This is a genomic window from Streptomyces sp. NPDC002104 (assembly GCF_053593795.1).
The window spans coordinates 17,671-40,518 of sequence record NZ_JBSFDF010000055.1 but is presented as its reverse complement, the minus strand read 5'-3'; the positions used below and the strand labels follow the sequence as shown (position 1 = coordinate 40,518).

General features: G+C 72.7%; 15 protein-coding genes and 1 pseudogene. 10 read left to right on the top strand and 6 right to left on the bottom strand.

Features of this window, described 5'->3' with window-relative positions; genetic code table 11:
• Positions 1 to 30 precede the first annotated feature (30 nt).
• On the bottom strand, positions 31 to 1,041 hold the full coding sequence (locus tag ACWCP2_RS32315) for a polyprenyl synthetase family protein (RefSeq protein ID WP_450912114.1): 1,011 nt from the start codon (positions 1,039 to 1,041) through the stop codon (positions 31 to 33).
• A gap of 201 nt (positions 1,042 to 1,242) precedes the next feature.
• On the opposite strand from ACWCP2_RS32315, the gene ACWCP2_RS32310 reads away from it, so the two are divergent.
• Positions 1,243 to 2,760: a peptide MFS transporter gene (locus ACWCP2_RS32310; protein ID WP_450912113.1), complete on the top strand. Its 1,518-nt coding sequence runs from the start codon at positions 1,243 to 1,245 to the stop codon at positions 2,758 to 2,760.
• A 74-nt stretch (positions 2,761 to 2,834) separates the two neighbouring features.
• Positions 2,835 to 4,844, top strand: coding sequence for a CocE/NonD family hydrolase (locus ACWCP2_RS32305; protein WP_450912112.1), 2,010 nt, complete (start codon positions 2,835 to 2,837; stop codon positions 4,842 to 4,844).
• Between the two features lie 18 nt (positions 4,845 to 4,862).
• Here ACWCP2_RS32305 and ACWCP2_RS32300 read toward each other — a convergent pair whose 3' ends face one another.
• Positions 4,863 to 6,503 (bottom strand): hypothetical protein, encoded by a 1,641-nt coding sequence (locus ACWCP2_RS32300; RefSeq protein WP_450912111.1) that lies wholly within the window; start codon positions 6,501 to 6,503, stop codon positions 4,863 to 4,865.
• 109 nt (positions 6,504 to 6,612) lie between these two features.
• A complete protein-coding gene (locus ACWCP2_RS32295; protein WP_450912110.1) occupies positions 6,613 to 7,419 on the bottom strand; it encodes an HAD family hydrolase in 807 nt (268 codons plus the stop codon).
• A gap of 140 nt (positions 7,420 to 7,559) precedes the next feature.
• Here ACWCP2_RS32295 and fahA point away from each other — a divergent pair, with 140 nt between their 5' ends.
• The 8 genes and pseudogenes from fahA to ACWCP2_RS32255 all read left to right on the top strand — a co-directional run bounded on the left by fahA (position 7,560) and on the right by ACWCP2_RS32255 (position 17,604).
• On the top strand, positions 7,560 to 8,795 hold the full coding sequence (gene fahA / locus ACWCP2_RS32290; protein WP_450912109.1) for a fumarylacetoacetase: 1,236 nt from the start codon (positions 7,560 to 7,562) through the stop codon (positions 8,793 to 8,795).
• A 150-nt stretch (positions 8,796 to 8,945) separates the two neighbouring features.
• Positions 8,946 to 9,716 (top strand): GntR family transcriptional regulator, encoded by a 771-nt coding sequence (locus tag ACWCP2_RS32285; protein WP_450912108.1) that lies wholly within the window; start codon positions 8,946 to 8,948, stop codon positions 9,714 to 9,716.
• A 52-nt stretch (positions 9,717 to 9,768) separates the two neighbouring features.
• Entirely contained in the window at positions 9,769 to 9,996 is a 228-nt protein-coding gene (locus ACWCP2_RS32280) for a 4Fe-4S dicluster domain-containing protein (RefSeq protein ID WP_030710222.1), read from the top strand.
• 14 nt (positions 9,997 to 10,010) lie between these two features.
• The gene (locus ACWCP2_RS32275) at positions 10,011 to 11,384 is read left to right on the top strand and encodes an ABC transporter substrate-binding protein (RefSeq protein WP_450912107.1); all 1,374 of its coding nucleotides are present in this window, start codon (positions 10,011 to 10,013) and stop codon (positions 11,382 to 11,384) included.
• Positions 11,381 to 12,202: pseudogene (locus ACWCP2_RS32270) on the top strand (ABC transporter permease); the annotation flags it as partial. The gene ACWCP2_RS32275 and the pseudogene ACWCP2_RS32270, both read left to right, overlap by 4 nt.
• A 1,029-nt stretch (positions 12,203 to 13,231) precedes the next feature.
• Complete coding sequence (locus ACWCP2_RS32265) at positions 13,232 to 13,972, top strand: ABC transporter ATP-binding protein (protein ID WP_450912106.1); 741 nt, start codon at positions 13,232 to 13,234, stop codon at positions 13,970 to 13,972.
• A gap of 46 nt (positions 13,973 to 14,018) precedes the next feature.
• Positions 14,019 to 16,694 carry a fumarate reductase/succinate dehydrogenase flavoprotein subunit gene (locus tag ACWCP2_RS32260; RefSeq protein ID WP_450912105.1) on the top strand — a complete coding sequence of 892 codons (2,676 nt, stop codon included), beginning with the start codon at positions 14,019 to 14,021 and terminating at the stop codon, positions 16,692 to 16,694.
• Between the two features lie 319 nt (positions 16,695 to 17,013).
• A complete protein-coding gene (locus ACWCP2_RS32255) occupies positions 17,014 to 17,604 on the top strand; it encodes a hypothetical protein (protein WP_450912104.1) in 591 nt (196 codons plus the stop codon).
• Between the two features lie 95 nt (positions 17,605 to 17,699).
• Here the strand turns inward: ACWCP2_RS32255 and nuoN are convergent, their stop codons facing one another.
• Genes nuoN through nuoL form a run of 3 tightly spaced genes read right to left on the bottom strand, consistent with a single transcriptional unit; the run spans position 17,700 to position 22,844 of the window.
• Positions 17,700 to 19,319, bottom strand: a complete 1,620-nt coding sequence (gene nuoN / locus ACWCP2_RS32250) for an NADH-quinone oxidoreductase subunit NuoN (RefSeq protein WP_450912123.1) — start codon at positions 19,317 to 19,319, stop codon at positions 17,700 to 17,702.
• Between the two features lie 35 nt (positions 19,320 to 19,354).
• Positions 19,355 to 20,947, bottom strand: coding sequence for an NADH-quinone oxidoreductase subunit M (locus tag ACWCP2_RS32245; protein ID WP_450912103.1), 1,593 nt, complete (start codon positions 20,945 to 20,947; stop codon positions 19,355 to 19,357).
• A gap of 1 nt (position 20,948) precedes the next feature.
• Complete coding sequence (nuoL, locus tag ACWCP2_RS32240; protein WP_450912102.1) at positions 20,949 to 22,844, bottom strand: NADH-quinone oxidoreductase subunit L; 1,896 nt, start codon at positions 22,842 to 22,844, stop codon at positions 20,949 to 20,951.
• Between the last annotated feature and the right edge of the window lie 4 nt (positions 22,845 to 22,848).

Genomic DNA, 22,848 nt, shown 5'->3' with positions numbered 1-22,848 from the left:
GCCCCTGATCTCGGTGTGCGCGTCCCGCCGTCAGCCCGCGCGGTGCACCACGGCGTCGCACAGCTCCACCAGCGCCGACTTCGCGAAGCAGTCGGGCAGCGGGGCCAGCGTGGCCCGCGCCTCCTCGGCGTACCGCACGGTGTCCTTGCGGGCCTGCTCCAGGGCCGGGTGGACCCGCAGCCGGGCGAGCACGTCGGCGTGCCGGGCGTCGTCCGTCAGATCGCCGTCCAGGAGCCGTACGAGCTCCAGGTCGGCGGGGTCGCCGCCCTGGGCCGCCATCTCGCGCAGCCGCAGGACCGGCAGCGTCGGGATGCCCTCGCGCAGGTCGGTGCCGGGGGTCTTGCCGGACTCGTGCGAGTCGGAGGCGATGTCGAGGACGTCGTCGGCGAGCTGGAAGGCGGTGCCGAGCCGCTCGCCGTACTGGGTCAGGATGTCGACGACCGACTCGTCGGCGCCGGACATCATCGCGCCGAAGCGGCCGGAGACGGCGATCAGCGAGCCGGTCTTGCCGGCGATGACATCGAGGTAGTGCTCGACCGGGTCGCGGCCGTCGCGCGGGCCCGCCGTTTCCAGGATCTGGCCCGTCACCAGGCGCTCGAAGGCCTCGGCCTGGACCCGTACGGCCTCGGGGCCGAGGTCCGCCAGGATGTGCGAGGCGCGGGCGAAGAGGAAGTCACCCGTCAGGACGGCCACGGAGTTGCCCCAGCGGGCGTTGGAGCTCTCCACGCCGCGGCGCACGTCCGCCTCGTCCATGACGTCGTCGTGGTAGAGCGTCGCCAGGTGGGTGAGTTCCACGACCACGGCGGAGGGGACGATCCCGGGTGCGTAGGGATCGCCGAACCGGGAGGCCAGCATCACCAGCAGCGGCCGGAACCGCTTGCCGCCGGCGCGGACCAGGTGCTGTGCGGCCTCGGTGATGAAGGGGACTTCGCTCTTGGTGGCTTCCAGCAGACCCGCCTCGACGGCGGCCAGTCCGGCCTGGACATCGGTCTCAAGAGCCTGGTCCCGCACGCTCAGTCCGAACGGCCCGACGACGGTCACGAGGGGTACTCCTGTCTGCTGACGATCACCTTGACGATCACACGGATTGTCGATGTGTCGCTGCCATCACTCAAGCCAGCGTATCGGGTCTGTTTTCGATCACCCAGGGCGCCCGCCCGGCCACGGGCACCGTACCGGCCGGGCGGGGCCCCATGCGCCCCGGTATGTTCTAGAGCAGCCGAAACAACCGGAGAATGTGTTTTGTCCAGAACTTCTACCGATATAGACGACTCGTCCGACCCGGAGGCCGACCAGCCGCCGCCCGGCGACGACCACGCCTTCCTCGGGCATCCCAGGGGGCTGGCCACGCTCTCCGGGCTGGAGGTCTGGGAGCGCTTCTCGTTCCTGGGCATGCAGGCCATCCTCGTCCTCTACTTCGCGGACACGGTGGCCCACGGCGGCCTGGGGATGAACCCGGGCACCGCGGCCTCCGTCTCGGCGGCCTACGGGACCATGGTCTACCTCGTCTCCGTCGCCGGCGGGTGGCTCGCCGACCGGATCCTCGGTTCGTACCGGGCCGTGCTCTGGGGCGGCATCCTGATCGCCTGCGGCCACTACGCCATGGCCGTGCCGACCGCCGCCATGACCTGGGCGGGCCTCGGCCTGATCAGCGCCGGCACCGGTCTGCTGAAGCCGAACGTGGCCAGCATGGTCGGCAAGCTGTACAAGACGGACGACGACCGGCGCGACGCCGGCTTCGCCCTCTACTACATGGGCATCAACATCGGCGCCTTCGCCGGCCCCCTGATCACGGCCTGGCTCGGCGAGCACGAGGGCTGGCACTGGGGCTTCTCGGCCGCCGCCATCGGCATGACCGCGGGCCTGATCCAGTACGTCGCCGGCCGCCGCCACCTGGCGGGGCGCAAGCACTCCGCCGAGTTCGCGCTCGCGCCCGACGCGATGCGCACGGCAGTGATCAGGATCATCGCCGGAATCCTGGTCTTCGCCGCCCTCGCCACCCTTCTGGCGGTACTGGGCTGGCTGACGATGGACCGCTTCGTCGACCTGCTCACCCTGGTCTCGGTGATCGCGCCGATCGTCTACTTCGCGATCATGTTCCGCAGCGACCGGGTGACGGCCGCGGAACGGGGGCGCCTGCGCCCGTACGTCGTGCTGTTCCTGGCCTCGGTGGCCTTCAACTTCATCCTCTTCCAGGCGTACTCGACGATGATGCTGCTCGCCTCGACGAACGCCCGCACCGAGATCCTCGGCTTCACCTTCCCGGCCGGCTGGTACGCCTCCGCGCTCGGCGCGTTCGAGGTGCTCCTGGCGCCCGTCGTCGCCGCGCTGTGGGTCCGGATGGGCCACCGGCAGCCGCACGCCTCCAACAAGATCGCCATCGGCGTGATCCTGGGCGGCCTGTCCTTCCTCCTGATGGTCATCCCGACTTCGGGGCACACGGGTGACACGTACAAGATGGCCGCCTGGTGGATCATCGGCTCCTACCTGCTGCTCGGACTCGGCGACATCCTGCTGGAGACCTCCGGCATGTCGGCCACCACGAAGCTCGCCCCCAAGGCCTTCGCCAGCCAGACCATGGCCCTGTGGTTCCTCTCCCTGGCCCTGGCCAACGGCATCCAGGCGCAGGTGGTCAAGGTCTACGACCAGGTCTCCCACCCCGCCTACTTCGGCGTCAACGGCGCCATCGCGGTGGCGGTGGGGCTCGCGGTGATCGCGGCCGCACCGTGGCTCAAGCGCACGATGCACCCGGTCCACTGACGCCACCCCTTTGTCCTCTGACTTTGTCCGCTGACCCCACCGACCCTCCCGAGGAGATGGGCGAGAGAGCCTCGATGATCATCCGAACCGATTTCCCCTACGGGACCACCCACGAGGACGTCCGGATCCCCCTCCCGGACGGCACCGAGCTGTACGCGCGCATCTGGCGGCCGGCCACCGACGAGCCCGTCCCGGCGCTGCTGGAGTACCTCCCGTACCGGCTCACCGACTGGACCGCCCCGCGCGACTGGCAGCGCCACCCCTGGTACGCGGGCCACGGCTACGCCTCCGTACGGGTCGACGTGCGCGGCCACGGCAACAGCGGCGGCGACCCGGGCGACGAGTACGACGCGCAGGAGCTCGCCGACGGGGTCGCGGTCGTCGAATGGCTGGCGGCCCAGCCCTGGTGCACGGGCTCGGTCGGCATGTTCGGGATCTCCTGGGGCGGCTTCAACAGCCTCCAGATCGCGGCGCTCACCCCGGAGCCCCTCAAGGCGGTCGTCACCGTCTGCTCCACGGACGACCGCTTCGACAACGACGTCCACTACATGGGCGGCTCCCTCCTCGCCGTCGACATGCACGCGTGGGCGGCGACCATGCTCGCCTTCGCCTCCCGCCCGCCGGACCCGCTCTACGCGGGCGAAGGCTGGCGGGATCAGTGGCTGTCACGCCTCGGCGCGGTGGACCCCCTCCTCCACACCTGGCTCTCCCACCAGACCCGCGACGCGTACTGGCGCCACGGCTCCGTCTGCGAGGACTACGGCGCGATCGGCGCGGCCGTCCTGGCCGTCGGCGGCTGGCACGACCCGTACCGCGACACGGTGCTCCGCCTGGTCTCGGCCCTGCCCGCCGACCGGGTCCGCGGCCTGATCGGCCCCTGGTCGCACCAGTACCCCGACCGGGGTCTGCCCCCGGGCCCCGCGATCGGCTTCCTCCAGGAGACCCTGCGCTGGTGGGACCACTGGCTCAAGGGCAAGGACACCGGCGTCATGTCCGAACCCCTGCTCCGCTCCTGGATCTCCGAGTCGCACCCGCCGGCGACCAGCTACCCGGCCCTGCCGGGCCGCTGGGTCGGCGACCCGTCCTGGCCCTCCCCGAACGTGGACCCCGTCACCTACGCCCTCCAGGGCGCGCCGGTGGCCGTGGCCTCCCCGCAGCACACGGGCCTGGACGCGGGCCGCTTCTTCCCCTTCGGCAACGACGCCGACCTGCCGCCGGACCAGCGCGAGGAGGACGCGAAGTCGGCCTGCTTCGAGTTCCCCGTCGCGGACGGCTCCGGCCCGGTGGAGATCCTGGGCCGCCCGGTGGTCCGGCTGCGCCTGCGCATGGACGTCCCGTACGGCCAGGTCGTGGCCCGCCTCTGCGACGTGGCCCCGGACGGCTCCTCGACGCTGGTCACCCGCGGCGCGCTCAACCTCTCCGCCCGGCAGGGCCGGGACAAGGCGGTGCCGTGGCCGGTGGGCTCGTACGAGGACGTGGCCTTCGAGCTGAACGGCATCGGCCACTCCTTCCCGCCCGGCCACCGCATCCGCCTGGCCGTCTCCTCCGCCTACTGGCCGTGGATCTGGCCCCGCGCCGGCTCGGAGGCCGGCTGGACCCTGGACCCGGCGGGCAGCGCGGTGGAACTCCCGGTCCGCGACCCGTCTGCGGACGGCGGCGACCCGATCCTCTTCGAGGCCCCGGAACAGTCGGAGCCGCTGGGGGTCTCGTACCCGGAGACCCTGGACACCCCCCGGCCGGAACGGCTGGTCGTACGGGACGTCGCGCGCGGGGTGTGGCGCCTGGAGGTGGACCCGCGCTACGGCGGCACCCGGGTCTACCCGGACGGCCTCGAATTCAGCGAGGACGCGCTGGAGATCTACGAGATCCAGGAGGCGGACCCCTTGTCGGCCCGGACCCACTCCACCTGGACGGTGCGCCTGCACCGCCCGGAGCTGGGCTGGGACGTCTCGGTGGTGACCCGCTCGGAGATCTCGTGCGACGAGGGCGGCTTCCTCACCTCGAACGAGGTGGTGTGCCGCGAGGGCGACGAGGTCCTCTTCCACCGCACGTGGGAGCGCAGGCTCCCGCGGGCGGCGGTCTGAGGCCCCTCCCCCGAGGGCCTAGTTCAGCGAGCCGAAGACGTGCTGCCACTGTCCGATCGCCTGGGTGACCTGGGAGGAGGCGCCGACCGCGGCCGTGAGCGCGGCCAGGGCGTTGCGGCCGCGGCGCCGGTTGCCGCCCGCGTCCGGGTCGGCCATCGCCGCGGCGACCTCGGCGACGTTCTCCAACTGCTCGGCGCGGACCTGGGGGTCGAGGTCCGGATCGGCCTGCACCGCCGCGCTCAGGGCGTTGATCGCTTCCGCGGACTGGGTGTCGCCGCGCTGCATCACGGCGGCGACGTTCGAGCCGATGTTGTTCAGCGTGTTCGCGATCTGCACGACACCGGCCTGAATGGTGATGCCGCTCTTCGGAACGTTCTCACCGGAGTGATCTGCGTAGTCGGGCATGGATCTCAGTACCTCCACCATGTAGTTCAGGGAAAGCGACACGAAAATCCGGTGCATGCGGGAGCGGATGTGCGCGGCGGCCGAGGTGTCGCCCCATCGGCTCACCGCGTGGAACCCCTCGGTCGTCCGGGCGAACCGCCGGCGGATGTCGACCGTGAGGAAGTCCTCCAGCAGTTCGGCCCCCTCGTCCCAGTCCCGGGCGTCCATCGAGAAGCTGCCGGACCGCGTCTGCACGAGACGGCGGGCATGGCGTTCGACGTACGCGGAGATCCTGTCCTCGACCGCTTCCGCGACCGTGTCCGCCCTGACCCGGGCCACCCCCGGGGGAGACAGCCGCGGCGGCGCCTCGTAGGGCGGGAGGGCCCGGAGCCCACGGGCGGCGGCGGCCAGGTCCTCGGTGAGGCGCCGCAGGAAGGTCTCCCACTCCCCGTCCGGCCGGACCGGGGTGCCGGGAGCGTCGTACGCCCGGTCGGGGGCGTCGCACCATTTCCGGAGCTTGTCGCCGTGCTTGCGCAGGGCGCGCACCTCGACGGCGGCCCGCTCGTGCAGATCGGCCAGCAGGTCACCGCGGGCCTCCGCCCAGGCGACGGCCTGACGGACCGCGTGGTCCGCCTCCGCGGTCAGCCGCCGGCCCTTCTGGACCCGGCCCCAGCTCCGGCCGCCGGCGCCGGCCCGGTAGCGCCCGACGGGCAGATTGCCCTCCGCCTTGGAACGCAGCCGGGCGGCGTGGGCGTCGGCTTCCGTCGCGACGGAACGGACGAGGCCGGCCCCCACCTCGGCGCACAGCCGACGGACCTGCTCGGGATCGGGCAGCACCAGATCGGGCCGGGAGGGCAGTGGCATCCCGACGAGGCCCAGGGGCTCCATGCCGGAATCCTCCGGTTCGACCGTGGCCGGGGCGGGCCGGAACGCGGCGGGTCCCTTCCGTCTGCGGTGGCTCTCCTGCCGCCAGCGGAGCGCCTCGGCGTCGGCCCGCGCCTGCTCCTCCCGCTTCGCCTCCTGCTCGCGCCGCAGGCGTTCGGCCTCCCGCGCCTGCTCCGCGCGCTTCGCCTCGTACGCGAGCCGGTGGCGTTCGGCCTCGCGCGCCGCCTCCTGCGCCTGGCGCTCGGGCTCCACCTTCTTCTTCCAGACGAGCACGCCGCCGAGGAACAGGGAGAACAACACGTAGTTGCCCGCGGCCTCATCGCTCACCAGGCCGAAGACGATCAGCCCGATGAACCAGACGATGGACCCGACGACGATTCCCGCGCACATCAGGCCACCCCCGTTGCCTCGCACAGCGAATGAACATGCTGCAACGCCCGGTCCCCGTGTGCCAGTTCCATTCCGGCCATGACTGCGTCCTGGCCGACGGCACCCCTCTTCAGCCGAAGAGCCGCTCCAGGACCACCGCGATGCCGTCCGCCTCGTTCGAGAGGGTGACCTCGTCCGCGACGGCCAGCAGTTCCCGGTGGGCGCCCGCCATCGCCACCCCGTGCGCCGCCCACGCGAACATCGGGATGTCGTTCGGCATGTCGCCGAAGGCGATCGTGGAGGACCCGGTGACGTCCAGGAGTTCCGCCGCCACCGCCAGCCCGCTCGCCTTGTCGATGCCCGGGGGCTGGAGCTCGACCGTGTGCTCCCCCGCCATGGTGACGTTGACCAGGTCCCCGACCACGCCCCGGGCGATCTCCGTCAGCTCGTCGTCCGACAGCCGCGGGTGCTGGAGGAGGACCTTGTTGATCGGGGAGGTCCACAGGTCGGACCGGCGGCCCACCGCGACCACCGGCAGGTGCGGGTGCCACATCCGGTAGCCCGGCCCTATCAGCATCTCCGCGTCGAGGCCCTCCTGGTTGACCGCCGCGTAGACCTCGCCGACCTCCGCCTCGATCTTCCCGAGGGCGACGTCGGCCAGTTCCCGGTCCAGGGCCACGGAGTGCAGGAGCAGCCCGGCCGCCGCGTCGTAGACCTGCGCTCCCTGTCCGCACACCGCGAGGCCGGTGTAGCCGAGCCCGTCCAGGACGTGGCGGACCTGCGGGACGGGGCGGCCTGTCACGATGATGTGCCGGGCGCCGGCCGCGCGGGCGGCGGCCAGTGCGGCGTAGGAGCGGGCCGAGACGGTGTCTCCGGCGCGCAGCAGAGTCCCGTCCAGGTCGGTGGCCACGAGTGCATAGGGGAGGGCGGAAGTCACGTGTCAAGGATACGGACCCCCTCGGACAAGTCCTACAAATAGTGCCCGAATCCGGCCTCCCGCACGCCCCACCAGCCCCGTAACGTGTCAACCAGCCCCCGGGACACCCCCGGGCCGCGTCGAAAGCGAGGCAGCACCCCATGCCCCAGCAGAGCCCCCTCGATCTCCCCGAGGGCGACCCGTTCGGGCCGCACAACCTCCCCTACGGCGTGTTCTCCACCGCCGGCGGCGGGGACGCAGAGCAGCGGCGCCGGATCGGTGTCCGCATCGGCGGACACGTGCTCGACGCCGGGGCGGCCGCGGCCGCGCTCGGCTCCCCGTACGCCGCACTGCTCGGGCAGCCCTCGCTCAACCCGCTGCTCGCCGCGGGCCGGACCGCCTGGAAGGACGTGCGCCGTGCGCTGACCGCCTGGGTCACCGACCCCGGCCACCGCCCCTCCGTGGAGCCGCACCTGCTGCCCCTCGAAGACGTCGTGCTGCACCTCCCGTACGAGGTCGCCGACTACGTCGACTTCTACGCGAGCGAGCACCACGCGACGAACGTCGGCAAGATCTTCCGGCCGGACGGGGACGCGCTGACGCCCAACTGGAAGCACCTGCCCATCGGTTACCACGGCCGGGCGGGAACGATCGTCGTGTCCGGCACCGAGGTCGTCCGCCCGAGCGGCCAGCGCAAGGCGCCCTCCGACCCCGCGCCCGTCTTCGGGCCGTCCGTGAAGCTCGACATCGAGGCCGAGGTCGGCTTCGTCGTCGGCACCCCCTCGGAGCAGGGCCGTCCCGTGGCCCTCGGCGACTTCGAGGAGCACGTCTTCGGGCTGTTCCTGCTCAACGACTGGTCCGCGCGGGACATCCAGGCCTGGGAGTACGTGCCGCTCGGCCCCTTCCTCGGCAAGTCCTTCGCCACGTCCGTCTCCGCCTGGGTCACCCCGCTGGAGGCCCTGGACGCCGCCCGCGTCGCCCCGCCGGCCCGCGACCTCCCGCTCCTGCCCTACCTCGACGACTCCGCCGCGGACCGCCCCGGCGGCTTCGACCTGCGGATCAGCGTCTCCATCAACGGGCAGGAGGTGGCGCGTCCGCCGTTCGCCTCGATGTACTGGACCGCCGCCCAGCAGCTCGCCCACATGACCGTCAACGGCGCCTCGCTGCGCACCGGCGACGTGTACGGCTCGGGCACGGTCAGCGGCCCGGACGTCGACCAGCGCGGCTCGCTGCTGGAGCTCACCTGGAACGGCCGCGACGCGATCGAGCTCGCCGACGGCAAGCGCACCTTCCTGGAGGACGGGGACACCGTCACCCTGACCGCGTGGGCACCGGGCGCCGACGGCACCCGCGTGGGCCTCGGCGAGGTCGCCGGCCGCATCGTGGGCACCCGGTAGTCCAGCAGGTGGGACGGCCGCTGACGGCGGGGTGGCGGATCTCTCCGCCGCCCCGCCGTTCTCGCAGGTCGTAGCCGTACGCCGGCACCCGCGGGTGGCGCAACACTGCGGCAACACCACCGGCCGGGACCCCTCGGTATGTTCCCTGCCATGCCAGCCGAACGCACCCGCGAACACACCGTCCCGGTCGCCGCCGCGCGCCGCCGGCGGCTGCGCGCGGACCGGGCGCGACAGCTCGCCGACCTGCTGCGCCACCAGATCCTGGCGGGCGGCTACCCCACCGGCGTCCTCCCCCTGGAGGACGCACTCGCCGCCGACTACGGCGCCGGCCGCAACACCGTGCGCCAGGCCCTCGACCTGCTGCGCGGCGAGCAGCTCGTCGAACGGCGCCCCGGCGTCGGCACCGTCATCGTCTGCGCCAAGTACCCGCACGGCCTCGACCGCCTCCAGGGCCTGGCCGAAACCCTCCACGAACACGGCCGGGTCACCAACGAGGTCCGCACCGTCGGCCCCGTCCGCGCCCCGGCCCCCGTCGCCGGGCGGCTGCGCCTGCCCGAACACTCCGACGTGCTCTACATCGAGCGGCTGCGCCGCCTGAACGGGCTGCCGCTCTCGCTCGACCTCACGTACGTCCCCCTGGACATCGGCGCGGACCTGATCGGCTGCGACCTGGAGAACACCGACGTGTTCCGGCTGCTGGAGTCCCTGACCGGGCAGCCGCTGGGCCACGCCGAGATCACCCTCGAAGCCGTCAACGCCGACGCGCACTCCGCGGCCGTCCTGCAGGCCCCGCGCGGGGCCGCCGTCCTGATGCTGGAGCGCCTCACCCACCTCGGCGACGGCCGGCCCGTGGACCTGGAGTTCATCCGCTTCCGCGGCGACCGGATCACCATGAGCGGCCTGCTGCACCGCGGCGCGTAAGTCCTCGTAGCGCCGCCGTACCCCCTCCGCCCCTCCCTTCCTGGAGACAGCCATGCCTCTGGTCCCCCAGCGCGGCGACGTGCCCGTGACCATCGACGAGTCCCTGTGCATCGACGGCTGCACCCTGTGCGTCGACATGTGTCCGCTCGACTCGCTCGCGATCCGCGAGGACAACGGCAAGGCCTACATGCACGTGGACGAGTGCTGGTACTGCGGCCCGTGCGCCGCCCGCTGTCCCACCGGCGCGGTGACCGTCAACATGCCCTACCTGCTCCGGTGAAAGGCCCCCTCCCCATGCGTACGCGCACGAAAGCCCTCGCTCCCGTCCTCCTGCTGAGCCTCCCGCTGGCCACCGCGTGCGGTGGCGCCTCCGGAGCGGACGGCGGCTCCCGGACGGTCACCGTGACCGTCGGCTACCAGTCCAAGACCATCAACACCGTCACCGCCGGTACGCTCCTGCGCTCCCTCGGGTACTTCGAGCAGGAGCTCGCGGCGCGCGGCAAGAAGGACGGGGTCACCTACGAGGTCGAGTGGCAGGACTACGCCACCGGCGCCCCGATCACCGCCCAGATGACCGCCGGGAAGATCGACATAGGCTCGATGGGCGATTTCCCCCTGCTCATCAACGCGGCGCGCGGCAAGGAGCTGAAGCAGCCCACGCACCTCGTCTCCGTCACCGGCTACAACCTGCGCGGCGGCCTCAACACCGTGGTCACCGCGACCGGTTCCCCGCTGGAGTCGCTCGCCGGCCTGAAGGGCAAGAAGGTCTCCACCTCGGTCGGCTCCGCCGCGGACGGGACCCTCGTACGGGCCCTGCAGCGCGCCGGGATCGATCCGCAGAAGGGGATCGAGAAGCTCAACCAGCAGCCCAGCGTGGGTGCTTCGGCGCTCCAGGCGGGCAGCGTCGACGCCCTGTCGCAGTTCGTCGCCTGGCCGGGCCAACTGGCCTTCGAGGGGAAGGCCAAGGCCCTGTACGACGGGGCCGAGCTGAACCTGCCGACCTTCCACGGGGTCACGGTCCGCGAGAAGTTCGCCGCGGAGCGCCCGGCCGTCCTGGACGACTTCCTGCGGGCCCAGCGCAAGGCGACCGAGTACCTGCGCACGCAGCCGGTGGCGGCCGCCGAGTCGGTGGCCGAGGAGACCGGACTCCCGGCGGAGGTCGTGTACCTCTACAACGGGGCCAACGGCATCGCGACCTTCGACCCGGCCCTGCGGCCGGAGCTGCTGGCGGCGCTGAAGGAGGACGTGCCCGTCCTGAAGGCGGCGAAGCTGGTGGACTCCGTGGACGTGGACGGCTTCGTGGACCCGCAGCCGCTGGCGCGCGCCGGGGTGGGCGCACCGTACCCGGCGGCCGCGCCGGCCCGGCCGGAGCTGTGGCTGAAGGAGGGCAACCGCACGCAGACCTTCGAGACCCCCGCGGCCCTGCTGAAGGCGCTCGCGGCGGCGGGACCGGGCGGCGTCCGGGCGGCCTACGTGCCCGACGCGGTGACGGGCACGCTCTGGTTCGCCGACAAGGCGGTGTGGGTGGCGGAGGGCTCCGAACTGCGGGCGTTCGTCACCGCGGCGGGAGCGAAGGCGTACGCGGCGCAGCACGCGGGGTCGGGAGCCCGGATCGTCTCCTTCGCCGAAGCGGGGGCCGCGGCCGGGGCCGCGGCCGGGGCCCCGTGACGGCTCGCCGCCGGCTCCTGCGGCTGGCTTCGCTCGCCGCGGCCCTGGTCGCCTGGCAGCTCCTGACCTCCCTCGACGTCAGCCTGTGGCTGCGCTTCGAGCAGTTCCCGACCGTGGTCGAGGTGGCCTCGACGTTCGCCGACCGGGCGACGACCGGCCCCTTCTGGCAGGACCTCGGCTTCAGCCTGCGGCGCATCGTGACCGGCTTCGCGCTGGCTTCCCTCCTGGGCGTGGCCGCGGGGACGGCGATCGCCCGCTCCCGGCTCGCGGCGGACCTGCTCGGCCCGGTCCTCGAAGTCCTGCGGCCGATCCCGGCGATCGCGCTGGTGCCGGTGGCGATCCTCCTCTTCCCGACCAACGAGCAGGGGATCGTCTTCATCACCTGCGCGGCGGCGTTCTTCCCCGTCCTGGTCTCCACCCGGCACGCGGTGTCCGCGCTGGCCCCGGTGTGGGAGGAGGCCGTCCTGACGATGGGCGGCGGCCGGGCCCGGGTCCTCTTCTCGGTGGTCCTCCCGGGAGCCCTCCCGGGCATCTTCGGCGGGCTCTCGGTGGGGATCGGGGTGTCCTGGATCTGCGTGATCTCCGCCGAGATGATCTCGGGCGAGTACGGGGTCGGTTACCGCACCTGGCAGGACTACACGGTCGTGGACTACCCCGGGGTGTTCGTCGGCATGGCCACGATCGGCGCGCTGGGCTGGCTCACCTCGACGGCCGTCGAACGCACGGGCCGCCACCTGACCCGCTGGCTCCCGTCCCGCCCCCAGGGGCCGGGGGCCCGCGCATCGGGTGCCCGCGGCCCCGGCTCCCGCGCGTCTCGTGGCCGCAGCCCGAGCCCCACCCGGGGTGCCCCCGCCCCGGGCCCCACCCCGGGTGCCCGCAGCCCGAGCCCCACCCCGGGTGCCCGCGGCCCGAGCCCCACCCCGGGTGCCCGAGCCCCCGACTCCCGCGCCTCTGGTGGCCGCGCCCCGAGCTCCCGCAGTCCGGCTCCCGCCCACCCCGGGTCCCTCGTCCCGGGTTCCCGCAGCCCGGCCCCGGACCCGGCCGCCGACGGGCCGCCCGGCTAGGCGCTGCGCGGCACGGAGTCCCCTACCCGCCCTTCCACCGTTCCCAGGGCTCCGCCCTGACCCCCCGGCCCCGGGCTGCGCCCGAGCCCCTGGGGCTCCGCCCCAGACCCCGCTCCTCAAACGCCGGAGGGGCTGGAATCACCCACAGCCCCTGGGCAACAGGCCCGGGGCGCAGCCCCAGGGAACAGGCCCGGAGCCCAGCACCGGGCAACAGGTCCGTGGCGCAGCCCACGGGCAACAGGCCCGTGGCGCACCCCCCGGGGAACGGGCCCGGAGCGCAGCCCACGGGCATCAGGCCCGGAGCGTGGCCTCAGGGAACGGATCCGGGGCGCAGCCCCAGGGAACAGGCCCGGAGCCCAGCATCGGGCAACAGGTTCGGGGCGCAGCCCCAGGGAACAGGCCCGGAGCCCAGCATCGGGCAACAGGTTCGGGGCGCAGCCCCCGGAACGGGTCCAGGGCACAGCCCCCGGGCAACGGGCCCGGGGCACAGCCCCCGGGCAACGGGCCCGGGGCGCAGCCCCAGGGAAGGCCCGGGGCGCAGCACCCGGGAACAGCACCTGGGGCCCGGCCCCAGCGAACGGGCCCGGGGCGCAGCCCCCGGGGAACGAGGTCCGGGGCGCAGCCCCCGGAGTATCGGGTCCGGGGCGGAGCCCCGGGGAACGGGCGAAGGGTGGGTAGGGGAACTTGCCCCGCAGGGCCCGGGCACCCGCACCCGCACCCGTAGACACGACGGCAGCGGCGCCGGCCACCACGTCCGAGGCGACCGCAGGACAGGAAGGGACCATGTCCGTACACACGCTCACCCCCGCCCCACCCACCGGCGCCGCCCTCCGTCTCACCGGCGTCAGCGTGGGCCACCCCACCACCGCGCCCGTCCTCGACGGCCTCGACCTGACCGTCGACGCGGGCGAGATCCTCACCGTCGTCGGCCCGTCCGGCTGCGGCAAGTCCACCCTGCTGCGCACCCTGGCGGGCCTGCTGCCGCCGCTGCACGGCACCGTCACCCAGGACGGGACCCCGGTCACGGGCCCGCACGCCGACCGTGCGCTGGTGTTCCAGGACGACGCCCTCCTCCCCTGGCGCACGGTCCGGGCCAATGTCGAGCTCCCGCTGGCCATCCGCGGAGCCACCCGCGCGGAGCGCCGCCGTACGGCCGCCGACTGGCTGGCGCGGGTGGGTCTCGCCGACCACGCGCACAAGCATCCGCACCAGCTCAGCGGCGGCCAGCGCCAGCGCGTGCAGCTGGCCCGGGCGCTCGCCGCCGCGCCCCGCGCCGTCCTGATGGACGAACCCTTCGGCGCGCTCGACGCCCAGACCCGCGCCGGGATGCAGGACCTCCTCGTCACCGTGCTCGCCGGCAGCGGCGCCACCGTCGTCTTCGTCACCCATGACGTGGACGAGGCCCTGCACCTGGGCGATCGCGTCGCGCTCCTCGCCACCGGCGAGCTGATCGACGTACCGGACCCCCGTTCGCGCACCGCGGACCGTTCCGCGCTCCGCCGCCGCATCCTCGGATCCCTCTGATCCCTCTGATCCCTCCGATCCACCCGATCCCTCCGAAAGGTCCCCCATGGACATCCCCGCGCTCGCCGACGCCGAGGAACTGACCTGCGACGTGCTCGTCATCGGCGGCGGCACCGCCGGCACCATGGCGGCGCTGACCGCCGCCGAGGCCGGTGCGCGGGTGCTGCTCCTGGAGAAGGCTCACGTACGGCACTCCGGCGCGCTCGCCATGGGCATGGACGGGGTCAACAACGCCGTCATCCCGGGCCGCGCCGAGCCCGACGACTACGTCGCGGAGATCACCCGCGCCAACGACGGCATCGTCGACCAGTCCACGGTCCGCCAGACGGCGACCCGCGGGTTCGGCATGGTGCGGCGGCTGGAGTCGTACGGGGTGAAGTTCGAGAAGGACGAGCACGGCGAGTACGCGGTGCGCCAGGTCCACCGCTCCGGCTCGTACGTGCTGCCCATGCCGGAGGGCAAGGACGTCAAGAAGGTGCTGTACCGGCAGTTGCGCCGCCGGGAGATGCGGGAGCTGATCCGGATCGAGAACCGGGTGATGCCGGTCCGCGTCCTGACCGACCCCGATGACGGCCGGGCGATCGGCGCGGCCGCCTTCAACACCCGTACCGGCGCCTTCGTCACCGTCCGGGCGGGGGCCGTCATCCTCGCGACGGGGCCGTGCGGACGGCTCGGGCTGCCCGCCTCCGGGTACCTCTACGGGACCTACGAGAACCCCACCAACGCCGGTGACGGGTACGCGATGGCCTACCACGCGGGCGCCGCGCTCACCGGCATCGAGTGCTTCCAGATCAACCCGCTGATCAAGGACTACAACGGCCCGGCGTGCGCGTACGTCGCGAACCCCTTCGGCGGCTACCAGGTCAACCGGCACGGCGAGCGGTTCGTCGACTCCGACTACTGGTCGGGGCAGATGATGTCGGAGTTCGCCGCCGAACTGGCCTCCGACCGGGGCCCGGTGTACCTCAAGCTCAGCCACCTCCCCGAGGAGACCGTCGCCGCCGTCGAATCGATCCTGCACACCACCGAGCGGCCGACGCGCGGCACCTTCCACGCGAACCGGGGCCACGACTACCGCACGCACGACATCGAGATGCACATCTCCGAGATCGGCCTGTGCGGCGGCCACTCGGCCTCCGGCGTCCGCGTCGACGACCACGCCCGCACCACCGTGCCCCGGCTGTACGCGGCCGGGGACCTGGCGTCCGTACCGCACAATTACATGATCGGCGCGTTCGTCTTCGGCGACCTGGCGGGGGCGGACGCGGCGCAGTACCGCCCGTACGAAGGCGAGCTGCCGGCCGACCAGCTCGCCGCCGCGCACGAGCTGATCTACCGGCCGCTGCGCCATCCGGACGGTCCGCCGCAGCCGCAGGTGGAGTACAAGCTGCGCCGGTTCGTGAACGATTACGTCGCCCCGCCCAAGACCGGCGCGAAGCTGTCGCTCGCCGTGGAGGCCTTCACCCGGATGGAGGGGGAGATCGGCGAGATGGGCGCCACCACCCCGCACGAGCTGATGCGCTGCGCGGAGGTCTCCTTCATCCGGGACTGCGCGGAGATGGCGGCACGGGCCTCGCTCGCGCGGACCGAGTCCCGCTGGGGGCTGTACCACGAGCGGCTCGACCACCCGGAGCGCGATGACGCGGGCTGGCTGCACCACCTGGATCTGCGCAAGTCCCCTTCGGGGGCGATGGAGTTCACGGCGCGGCCGGTCGACCCCTACCTGGTGCCGGTCGCGGAGTTCACCCCGACGGGCGGGCCCTCCCGGCACCTGGGCGAGGTCGAGCTGGTCGGCGTGGCCCTGGCGGGTGGCGGGGCCCGGGGGGCGGCCCCGGCGCCGGCCGGCCGGGACGCCGGATCCGCGCCGGGCTCGCCCCGGATCCTGGAGCTGCTCTCCCTGGCGGAGGAGGCCCCGGGCCTGCACGCCCTCCTCCCCTACCTCGACGACCCCGACCCGGCGGTCCGCGCCACGGCGGTGGCGGTGCTCGGCGAAACCGTCCCGGCGGGGGCCGGGCCCGCGCTCGGCGAGCGGCTGGCCGACCCCGACCCGGCGGTCCGCGCGGCCGCGGCGGCGGCGCTGCGCGAACTGCTGGAGGTGCTCACGCCCGAGCCCGCACTGGGCGCGGCCCTGCGGGCGGGGCTCGCGGTGGCGGACCCGGCGGTCCGGTCGGCGGCGCTCGAAGCCCTACGGGTCCTGCGGCTCGGGGAGCCCGGCCTGTACGAGCGGTCCCTGCGGGACGCCGACGTGGACGTCCGCATCCAGGCGGTGCGGGCGCTGGTCTCGGTGGACGCGGAGGCCGCGCTGGCTTCGGCCACCGGGGACTCCTCGCGGGAGGTACGGGTGGCCGTAGCCAAGGCCCTGGGCACCCTGCGGGCCGGCTCCGCGCTGGGCCCGCTCCTGGCGGACCCCGACCCGCTGGTCCGGGCGGCGGCGCTGGCTTCGCTCGGCGCCACGGGCGGGCATGCGGCGCGGGCCGTCTCCGCCCTCTCCGACCCGGCGTGGCAGGTCCGCGCGGGGGCTGCCGCCGGGCTGTCCTCGGCGCCGGCCGCGGTGGCGGTGGCCCCGCTCGCCCTCGCCCTGGCCGACCCGAACGCGGACGTCCGCAAGGCGGCGGTGCTCTCCCTGCGCACGCACCGGCCCGAGCCTGCCGCCGTGGCGGCCCTGGCCACGGCCGCCGCCGACCCCGACGCGGACGTCCGCGCCTACGCCACCCGCCCGTAGCCCCGGGTCCCCCGGGCGGGTGCGGGTGGCCGGGCCCTGCGGGGCAAAGTCCCCTACCCGCCCTTCCACCGTTCCCCGGGCGCTGCCCGGACCCGGTCCTCAAACGCCGGACGGGCTGAAGGCAGGGGTGCCGGGCTGCGCCCGGACCCCCTGGGGCTCCGCCCCGGACCCCGGTCCTCAAACGCCGGACGGCTGAAAGGGGAGCGGGCGCCGTCCCCCCGTTCGGCCCCCGCCGCGTGCGGCCCGGGCGCGGCGCCCGGATCGTGGATGCAAGCCCCGACTCCGACCCGGCCCCGACCCCCGAACGGCAGGAGCACCTATGTCCCTCCGCCCCCGCAAGGTTTTCCTGACCTGTGCCGCCGCCATATCCGTAGGCCTGGCCGCCGTCGCCCCCGCCCATGGTGTCGACGGGCCCGCGCCCGACCCGAGGAACGCGCAGGCCATGCGGGACATGGCGACGGCGATCCGGGTGTCGGCCAAGTACGCGGACGAGCAGCAGGCCCTGAAGGACGGGTACGTGCCGCACGGGGAGGCGTGCATGACCAACCCGTTCGGGGTGGGGGCCATGGGCTACCACTACGTCAAGGAGGCCTACTGGGGTTCGACGGACCCCAGCAAGCCGGCCGCGCTGCTCTACAGCACCGCGAAGGACGAGCACGGCCGCCGCAAGCTGGAGGCGGTGGAGTGGATGTCCCGCGACCGGGACCAGGACTTCAAGACCACCGATGACCGCCCGACCATGTTCGGGCTGCCCTTCGACGGCCCCATGCCCGGCCACTGGACGGGGATGCCCAAGCACTACGACCTCCACCTGTGGGCATACAGGGACAACCCGGCGGGCCGCTTCCACAACTGGAACCCGGCCCTGACCTGCCCCAAGAACACCGCCCCCATGACCCACCCCCACTGACCCCACTGAGCACGGCAGGGCACGCCCCTGCACGGCACGGCAGAGGGCCCGGCCCCCGTGAAGGGAAGCCGGGCCCTCGGCCGTACTCCGTACGGTCAGCGCACGAACGTGCTCGCGCTGCCCGCCAGGTCCAGGAAGTACTGCGGGGCCACGCCCAGTACCACCGTGACCGCGACGCCGACCGCGATCGTCGTCATCGTCAGCGGGGACGGGACGGCGACCGTGGGGCCGTCCGCCTTCGGCTCGCTGAAGAACATCAGGACGATCACCCGGATGTAGAAGAACGCGGCGATCGCGGACGAGATGACACCGACCACGACCAGCGCACCCGCGCCGCCCTCCGCCGCCGCCTGGAACACGGCGAACTTGCCGGAGAAGCCGGAGGTCAGCGGGATGCCCGCGAAGGCGAGCAGGAAGACCGCGAAGACCGCCGCCGTGAGCGGCGAACGACGGCCCAGCCCGGCCCACTTGGACAGGTGCGTGGCCTCGCCGCCCGCGTCGCGCACCAGCGTGACCACCGCGAAGGCGCCGATCGTCACGAAGGAGTAGGCCGCCAGGTAGAAGAGGACGGACTTGATGCCCGCCTCCGAGGTGGCGATCACACCGGCCAGGATGAAGCCGGCGTGCGCGATCGAGGAGTAGGCCAGGAGCCGCTTGACGTCGGTCTGGGTGACCGCGATGACCGCGCCCGCCAGCATCGTGACGATCGCGACGCCCCACATCACCGGCCGCCAGTCCCAGCGCAGTCCGGGGAGGACGACGTAGAGGAGACGCAGGAGGGCGCCGAAGGCGGCCACCTTCGTCGCCGCCGCCATGAAGCCGGTGACCGGGGTGGGGGCGCCCTGGTAGACGTCCGGGGTCCACATGTGGAAGGGGACCGCGCCGACCTTGAAGAGCAGGCCCGTCAGGATCAGCGCGCCGCCGATCAGCAGCAGCGCGTCGTTGCCCATGGTGTCGGCGAGCGCCGGGTCGATGTTCGTGACCGTGCCGTCGATGACCTCGGCGATCGACGCGTACGAGACCGAGCCCGCGTAGCCGTAGACGAGCGCGATGCCGAAGAGGAGGAAGGCGGAGGAGAAGGCGCCGAGCAGGAAGTACTTGACGGCCGCCTCCTGCGACATCAGCCGCTGGCGGCGGGCGACGGCGCAGAGCAGGTACAGCGGGAGGGAGAAGACCTCCAGGGCCACGAACAGCGTCAGCAGGTCGTTGGCCGCGGGGAAGATCAGCATCCCGGCGATCGCGAACAGGGCCAGCGGGAAGACCTCGGTGGTGGTGAAGCCCGCCTTGACGGCTTCCTTCTCGCTCTCGCTGCCCGGTACGGACGCCGCCTGCGCGGCGAAGGAGTCGACCCGGTTGCCGTGGGCGGCCGGGTCCAGACGCCGCTCGGCGAAGGTGAAGACGGCCACGACCGAGGCCAGGATGATCGTGCCCTGGAGGAAGAGGGCCGGGCCGTCGACGGCCACGGCGCCCATGGCCGCGATGTGCGCCTTGGAGCCGCCGTACCCGCCGGCGGCGAGGCCGACGACCGCCGCGAAGGCCGAGGCCAGCGCGGCGACGGCGAGGAACACCTGCGTGTAGTAACGGCCCTTGCGCGGTACGAAGGCCTCGACGAGGACTCCGATGATCGCCGCGCCCAGCACGATGAGCGTGGGCGACAGCTGGGCGTACTCGATGTGCGGGGCCGGGATCTTGTCGATCGGCGCCGCGGCCGCCAGGTTCGGCAGCAGGTTCTGGGCAGCAGTCAGGGTGCTCACTTGGCCGCCTCCCCATTCTTGGCCTCGACAGCCACCTCGGGCTTCGGGTCCGTCTGCTTCACGTCAGACATGGTGTGCTCCACCGCCGGGTTGACGATGTCGGTCAGGACCTTCGGGTAGACGCCCAGACCGATCAGCAGCGCGATCAGCGGGGCGACCACCAGGACCTCCCGCAGGCGCAGGTCCGGCATGGTGCGGACCTCCTCCTTGACGGGGCCGGTCATGGTGCGCTGGTAGAGGACCAGCGTGTAGAGCGCCGCCAGCACGATGCCGACGGTGGCGATGATGCCGACGACCGGGTACCGGGCGAAGGTGCCGACCAGGACCAGGAACTCGCTGACGAACGGCGCGAGGCCGGGGAGCGAGAGGGTGGCCAGGCCGCCGATGAGGAAGGTGCCGGCCAGGACCGGGGCCACCTTCTGCACGCCGCCGTAGTCGGCGATGAGCCGCGATCCGCGCCGCGAGATCAGGAAGCCGGCGACCAGCATGAGCGCCGCCGTCGAGATCCCGTGGTTGACCATGTAGAGCGTCGCGCCGGACTGGCCCTGGGAGGTCATCGCGAAGATGCCCAGGATGATGAAGCCGAAGTGCGAGATGGAGGCGTACGCCACCAGCCGCTTGATGTCCCGCTGGCCGACCGCGACCAGGGCGCCGTAGACGATGCTGATCAGGGCCAGGACCAGGATCACCGGTGTGGCCCACTTGCTGGCGTCGGGGAAGAGCCCGAGGCAGAAGCGCAGCATCGCGAAGGTGCCGACCTTGTCGACGACGGCGGTGATCAGGACGGCGACCGGGGCCGTGGCCTCGCCCATCGCGTTCGGCAGCCAGGTGTGCAGCGGCCACAGCGGGGCCTTCACCGCGAAGGCGAAGAAGAAGCCGAGGAACAGCAGCCGCTCGGTGTTGGTGGACATGTCGAGGGTTCCCGCGGCGCGGGCCTCGGCGATCTCCTGGAGCGAGAAGTTCCCGGCGACCACGTAGAGCCCGATGACCGCGGCCAGCATGATCAGGCCGCCGACCAGGTTGTAGAGGAGGAACTTGACCGCCGCGTACGAGCGCTGCGCGGCCGCGTTCTCGTCGGACCCGGAGTGCGCCCGGTCTCCGAAGCCGCCGATGAGGAAGTACATCGGGATGAGCATGGCTTCGAAGAAGATGTAGAAGAGGAAGACGTCGGTGGCCTCGAAGGAGATGATCACCATCGCCTCGACCAGCAGGATCAGGGCGAAGAAGCCCTGGGTCGGCCGCCAGCGGGAGGACGAGGTCTCCAGCGGGTCGGCGTCGTGCCAGCCGGCCGCGATCACGAAGGGGATCAGCAGCGCGGTGAGGGCGATGAGCACCACCCCGATGCCGTCGACGCCCAGTTCGTAGCGGACGCCGAAGTCGGCGATCCAGGCCCGGGATTCGGTGAGCTGGTAGCGGTCGCCACCGGGCTCGAAGCGGACCGCGACGAGCACGGCCAGGGCGAGGGTCGCCAGCGAGAAGAGCAGGGCGAGCCATTTGGCGGCGGTCCGGCGGGCGGCCGGGACGGCCGCCGTCAGGATCGCGCCGACCGCGGGGACCGCGGCCGTCACCGTCAGAAGCGGGAAACTCATCTCACACCGCCCTCATCAGCAGGGTCGCGGCGATGAGGATCGCCGTGCCCCCGAACATCGAGACCGCGTAGCTGCGGGCGTAGCCGTTCTGCAGCTTGCGCAGCCGGCCCGACAGCCCGCCGACTCCGGCGGCCGTGCCGTTGACCACGCCGTCGACCAGGCTGTGGTCGACGTAGACGAGGGAGCGGGTCAGGTGCTCCCCGCCGCGGACCAGGACCACGTGGTTGAAGTCGTCCTGGTAGAGGTCCCGACGGGCCGCCCGGGTGAGGAGCGAGCCGCGCGGGGCGACGACCGGGACGGGCTTCCTGCCGTACATCGACCAGGCGATGGCGACGCCGATGACGAGGACCACCATGGTGGCCCCGGTGACCGTCGCGGCGCTGACCGGCGGGTGTCCGTGCTGGTGTCCGGTGACGGGCTCCAGCCACTTCAGGAAGCGGTCGCCGATCCCGAAGAAGCCGCCCGCGAAGACCGAGCCGAAGGCCAGCACGATCATCGGGATGGTCATGGTCTTCGGGGACTCGTGCGGGTGCGGGGCGTGGCCTTCGGCGTCCGGCTGCCAGCGCTTCTCGCCGAAGAAGGTGAGGAGCATGACGCGGGTCATGTAGAAGGCGGTGATCGCCGCGCCCAGCAGGGCCACCCCGCCGAGGATCCAGCCCTCGGTGCCGCCCTTCGCGAAGGCCGCCTCGATGATCTTGTCCTTGGAGAAGAAGCCCGACAGGCCCGGGAAGCCGATGATGGCGAGGTAGCCGAGGCCGAAGGTGACGAAGGTGACCGGCATGTACGTCCGCAGGGCCCCGTACTTGCGCATGTCGACCTCGTCGTTCATCCCGTGCATCACGGAACCGGCGCCGAGGAAGAGGCCCGCCTTGAAGAATCCGTGCGTGACCAGGTGCATGATCGCGAACACGTATCCGATGGGGCCGAGGCCGGCCGCCAGGATCATGTAGCCGATCTGCGACATCGTCGAGCCGGCGAGGGCCTTCTTGATGTCGTCCTTCGCGCAACCGACGATCGCACCGAACAGGAGCGTCACGGCTCCGACGATGGTGACCACCAGCTGGGCGTCGGGCGCCCCGTTGAAGATCGCGCCCGAGCGGACGATCAGGTAGACGCCGGCGGTGACCATGGTCGCCGCGTGGATGAGGGCCGAGACCGGGGTCGGGCCCTCCATCGCGTCCCCGAGCCAGGACTGGAGCGGCACCTGCGCCGACTTGCCGCAGGCGGCCAGCAGCAGCATCAGGCCGATCGCCGTCAGCTTGCCCTCGGAGGCGTCGTCCGCCGCGCCGAGGACCGGGCCGAAGGCGAAGGTCCCGAACGTGGTGAACATCAGCATGATGGCGATCGAGAGGCCGATGTCGCCGACGCGGTTGACCAGGAAGGCCTTCTTGGCCGCGGTGGCCGCGCTGGGCTTGTGCTGCCAGAAGCCGATCAGGAGGTACGAGGCGAGGCCCACGCCCTCCCAGCCGAAGTACAGCAGCAGGTAGTTGTCGGCGAGGACCAGCAGGAGCATGGCCGCGACGAACAGGTTGAGGTAGCCGAAGAAGCGGCGGCGCCGCTCGTCGTGCTCCATGTAGCCGATGGAGTAGATGTGGATGAGCGTGCCCACGCCGGAGATCAGCAGGACGAACGTCATCGACAACTGGTCCAGCTGGAAGGCCATGTCGGCCTGGAACCCCTCGACGGGGATCCAGGTGAACAGCCGCTGGTGCAGGGTGCGGTCCTCGGCTCCGCGGCCGAGCATGTCGGCGAAGAGGACGACGCCGGTCCCGAAGGAGGCGGCGGCGAGCAGGGTGCCGAGCCAGTGCCCCACCTTGTCGAGGCGGCGGCCGCCGCAGAGCAGCACCGCCGCTCCGAGCAGGGGCGCCGCGATCAGCAGCACAATCAGGTTCTCCACTGTG

Coding starts and splice junctions, on each gene's coding strand:
- ACWCP2_RS32265 (WP_450912106.1), top strand. CDS start 13,232: ATGTCCGTACACACGCTCACCCCCGCCCCACCCACCGGCGCCGCCCTC.
- ACWCP2_RS32305 (WP_450912112.1), top strand. CDS start 2,835: ATGATCATCCGAACCGATTTCCCCTACGGGACCACCCACGAGGACGTC.
- ACWCP2_RS32245 (WP_450912103.1), bottom strand. CDS start 20,947: ATGAGTTTCCCGCTTCTGACGGTGACGGCCGCGGTCCCCGCGGTCGGC.
- ACWCP2_RS32300 (WP_450912111.1), bottom strand. CDS start 6,503: ATGTGCGCGGGAATCGTCGTCGGGTCCATCGTCTGGTTCATCGGGCTG.
- ACWCP2_RS32280 (WP_030710222.1), top strand. CDS start 9,769: ATGCCTCTGGTCCCCCAGCGCGGCGACGTGCCCGTGACCATCGACGAG.
- ACWCP2_RS32275 (WP_450912107.1), top strand. CDS start 10,011: ATGCGTACGCGCACGAAAGCCCTCGCTCCCGTCCTCCTGCTGAGCCTC.
- fahA (WP_450912109.1), top strand. CDS start 7,560: ATGCCCCAGCAGAGCCCCCTCGATCTCCCCGAGGGCGACCCGTTCGGG.
- ACWCP2_RS32285 (WP_450912108.1), top strand. CDS start 8,946: ATGCCAGCCGAACGCACCCGCGAACACACCGTCCCGGTCGCCGCCGCG.
- ACWCP2_RS32260 (WP_450912105.1), top strand. CDS start 14,019: ATGGACATCCCCGCGCTCGCCGACGCCGAGGAACTGACCTGCGACGTG.
- ACWCP2_RS32255 (WP_450912104.1), top strand. CDS start 17,014: ATGTCCCTCCGCCCCCGCAAGGTTTTCCTGACCTGTGCCGCCGCCATA.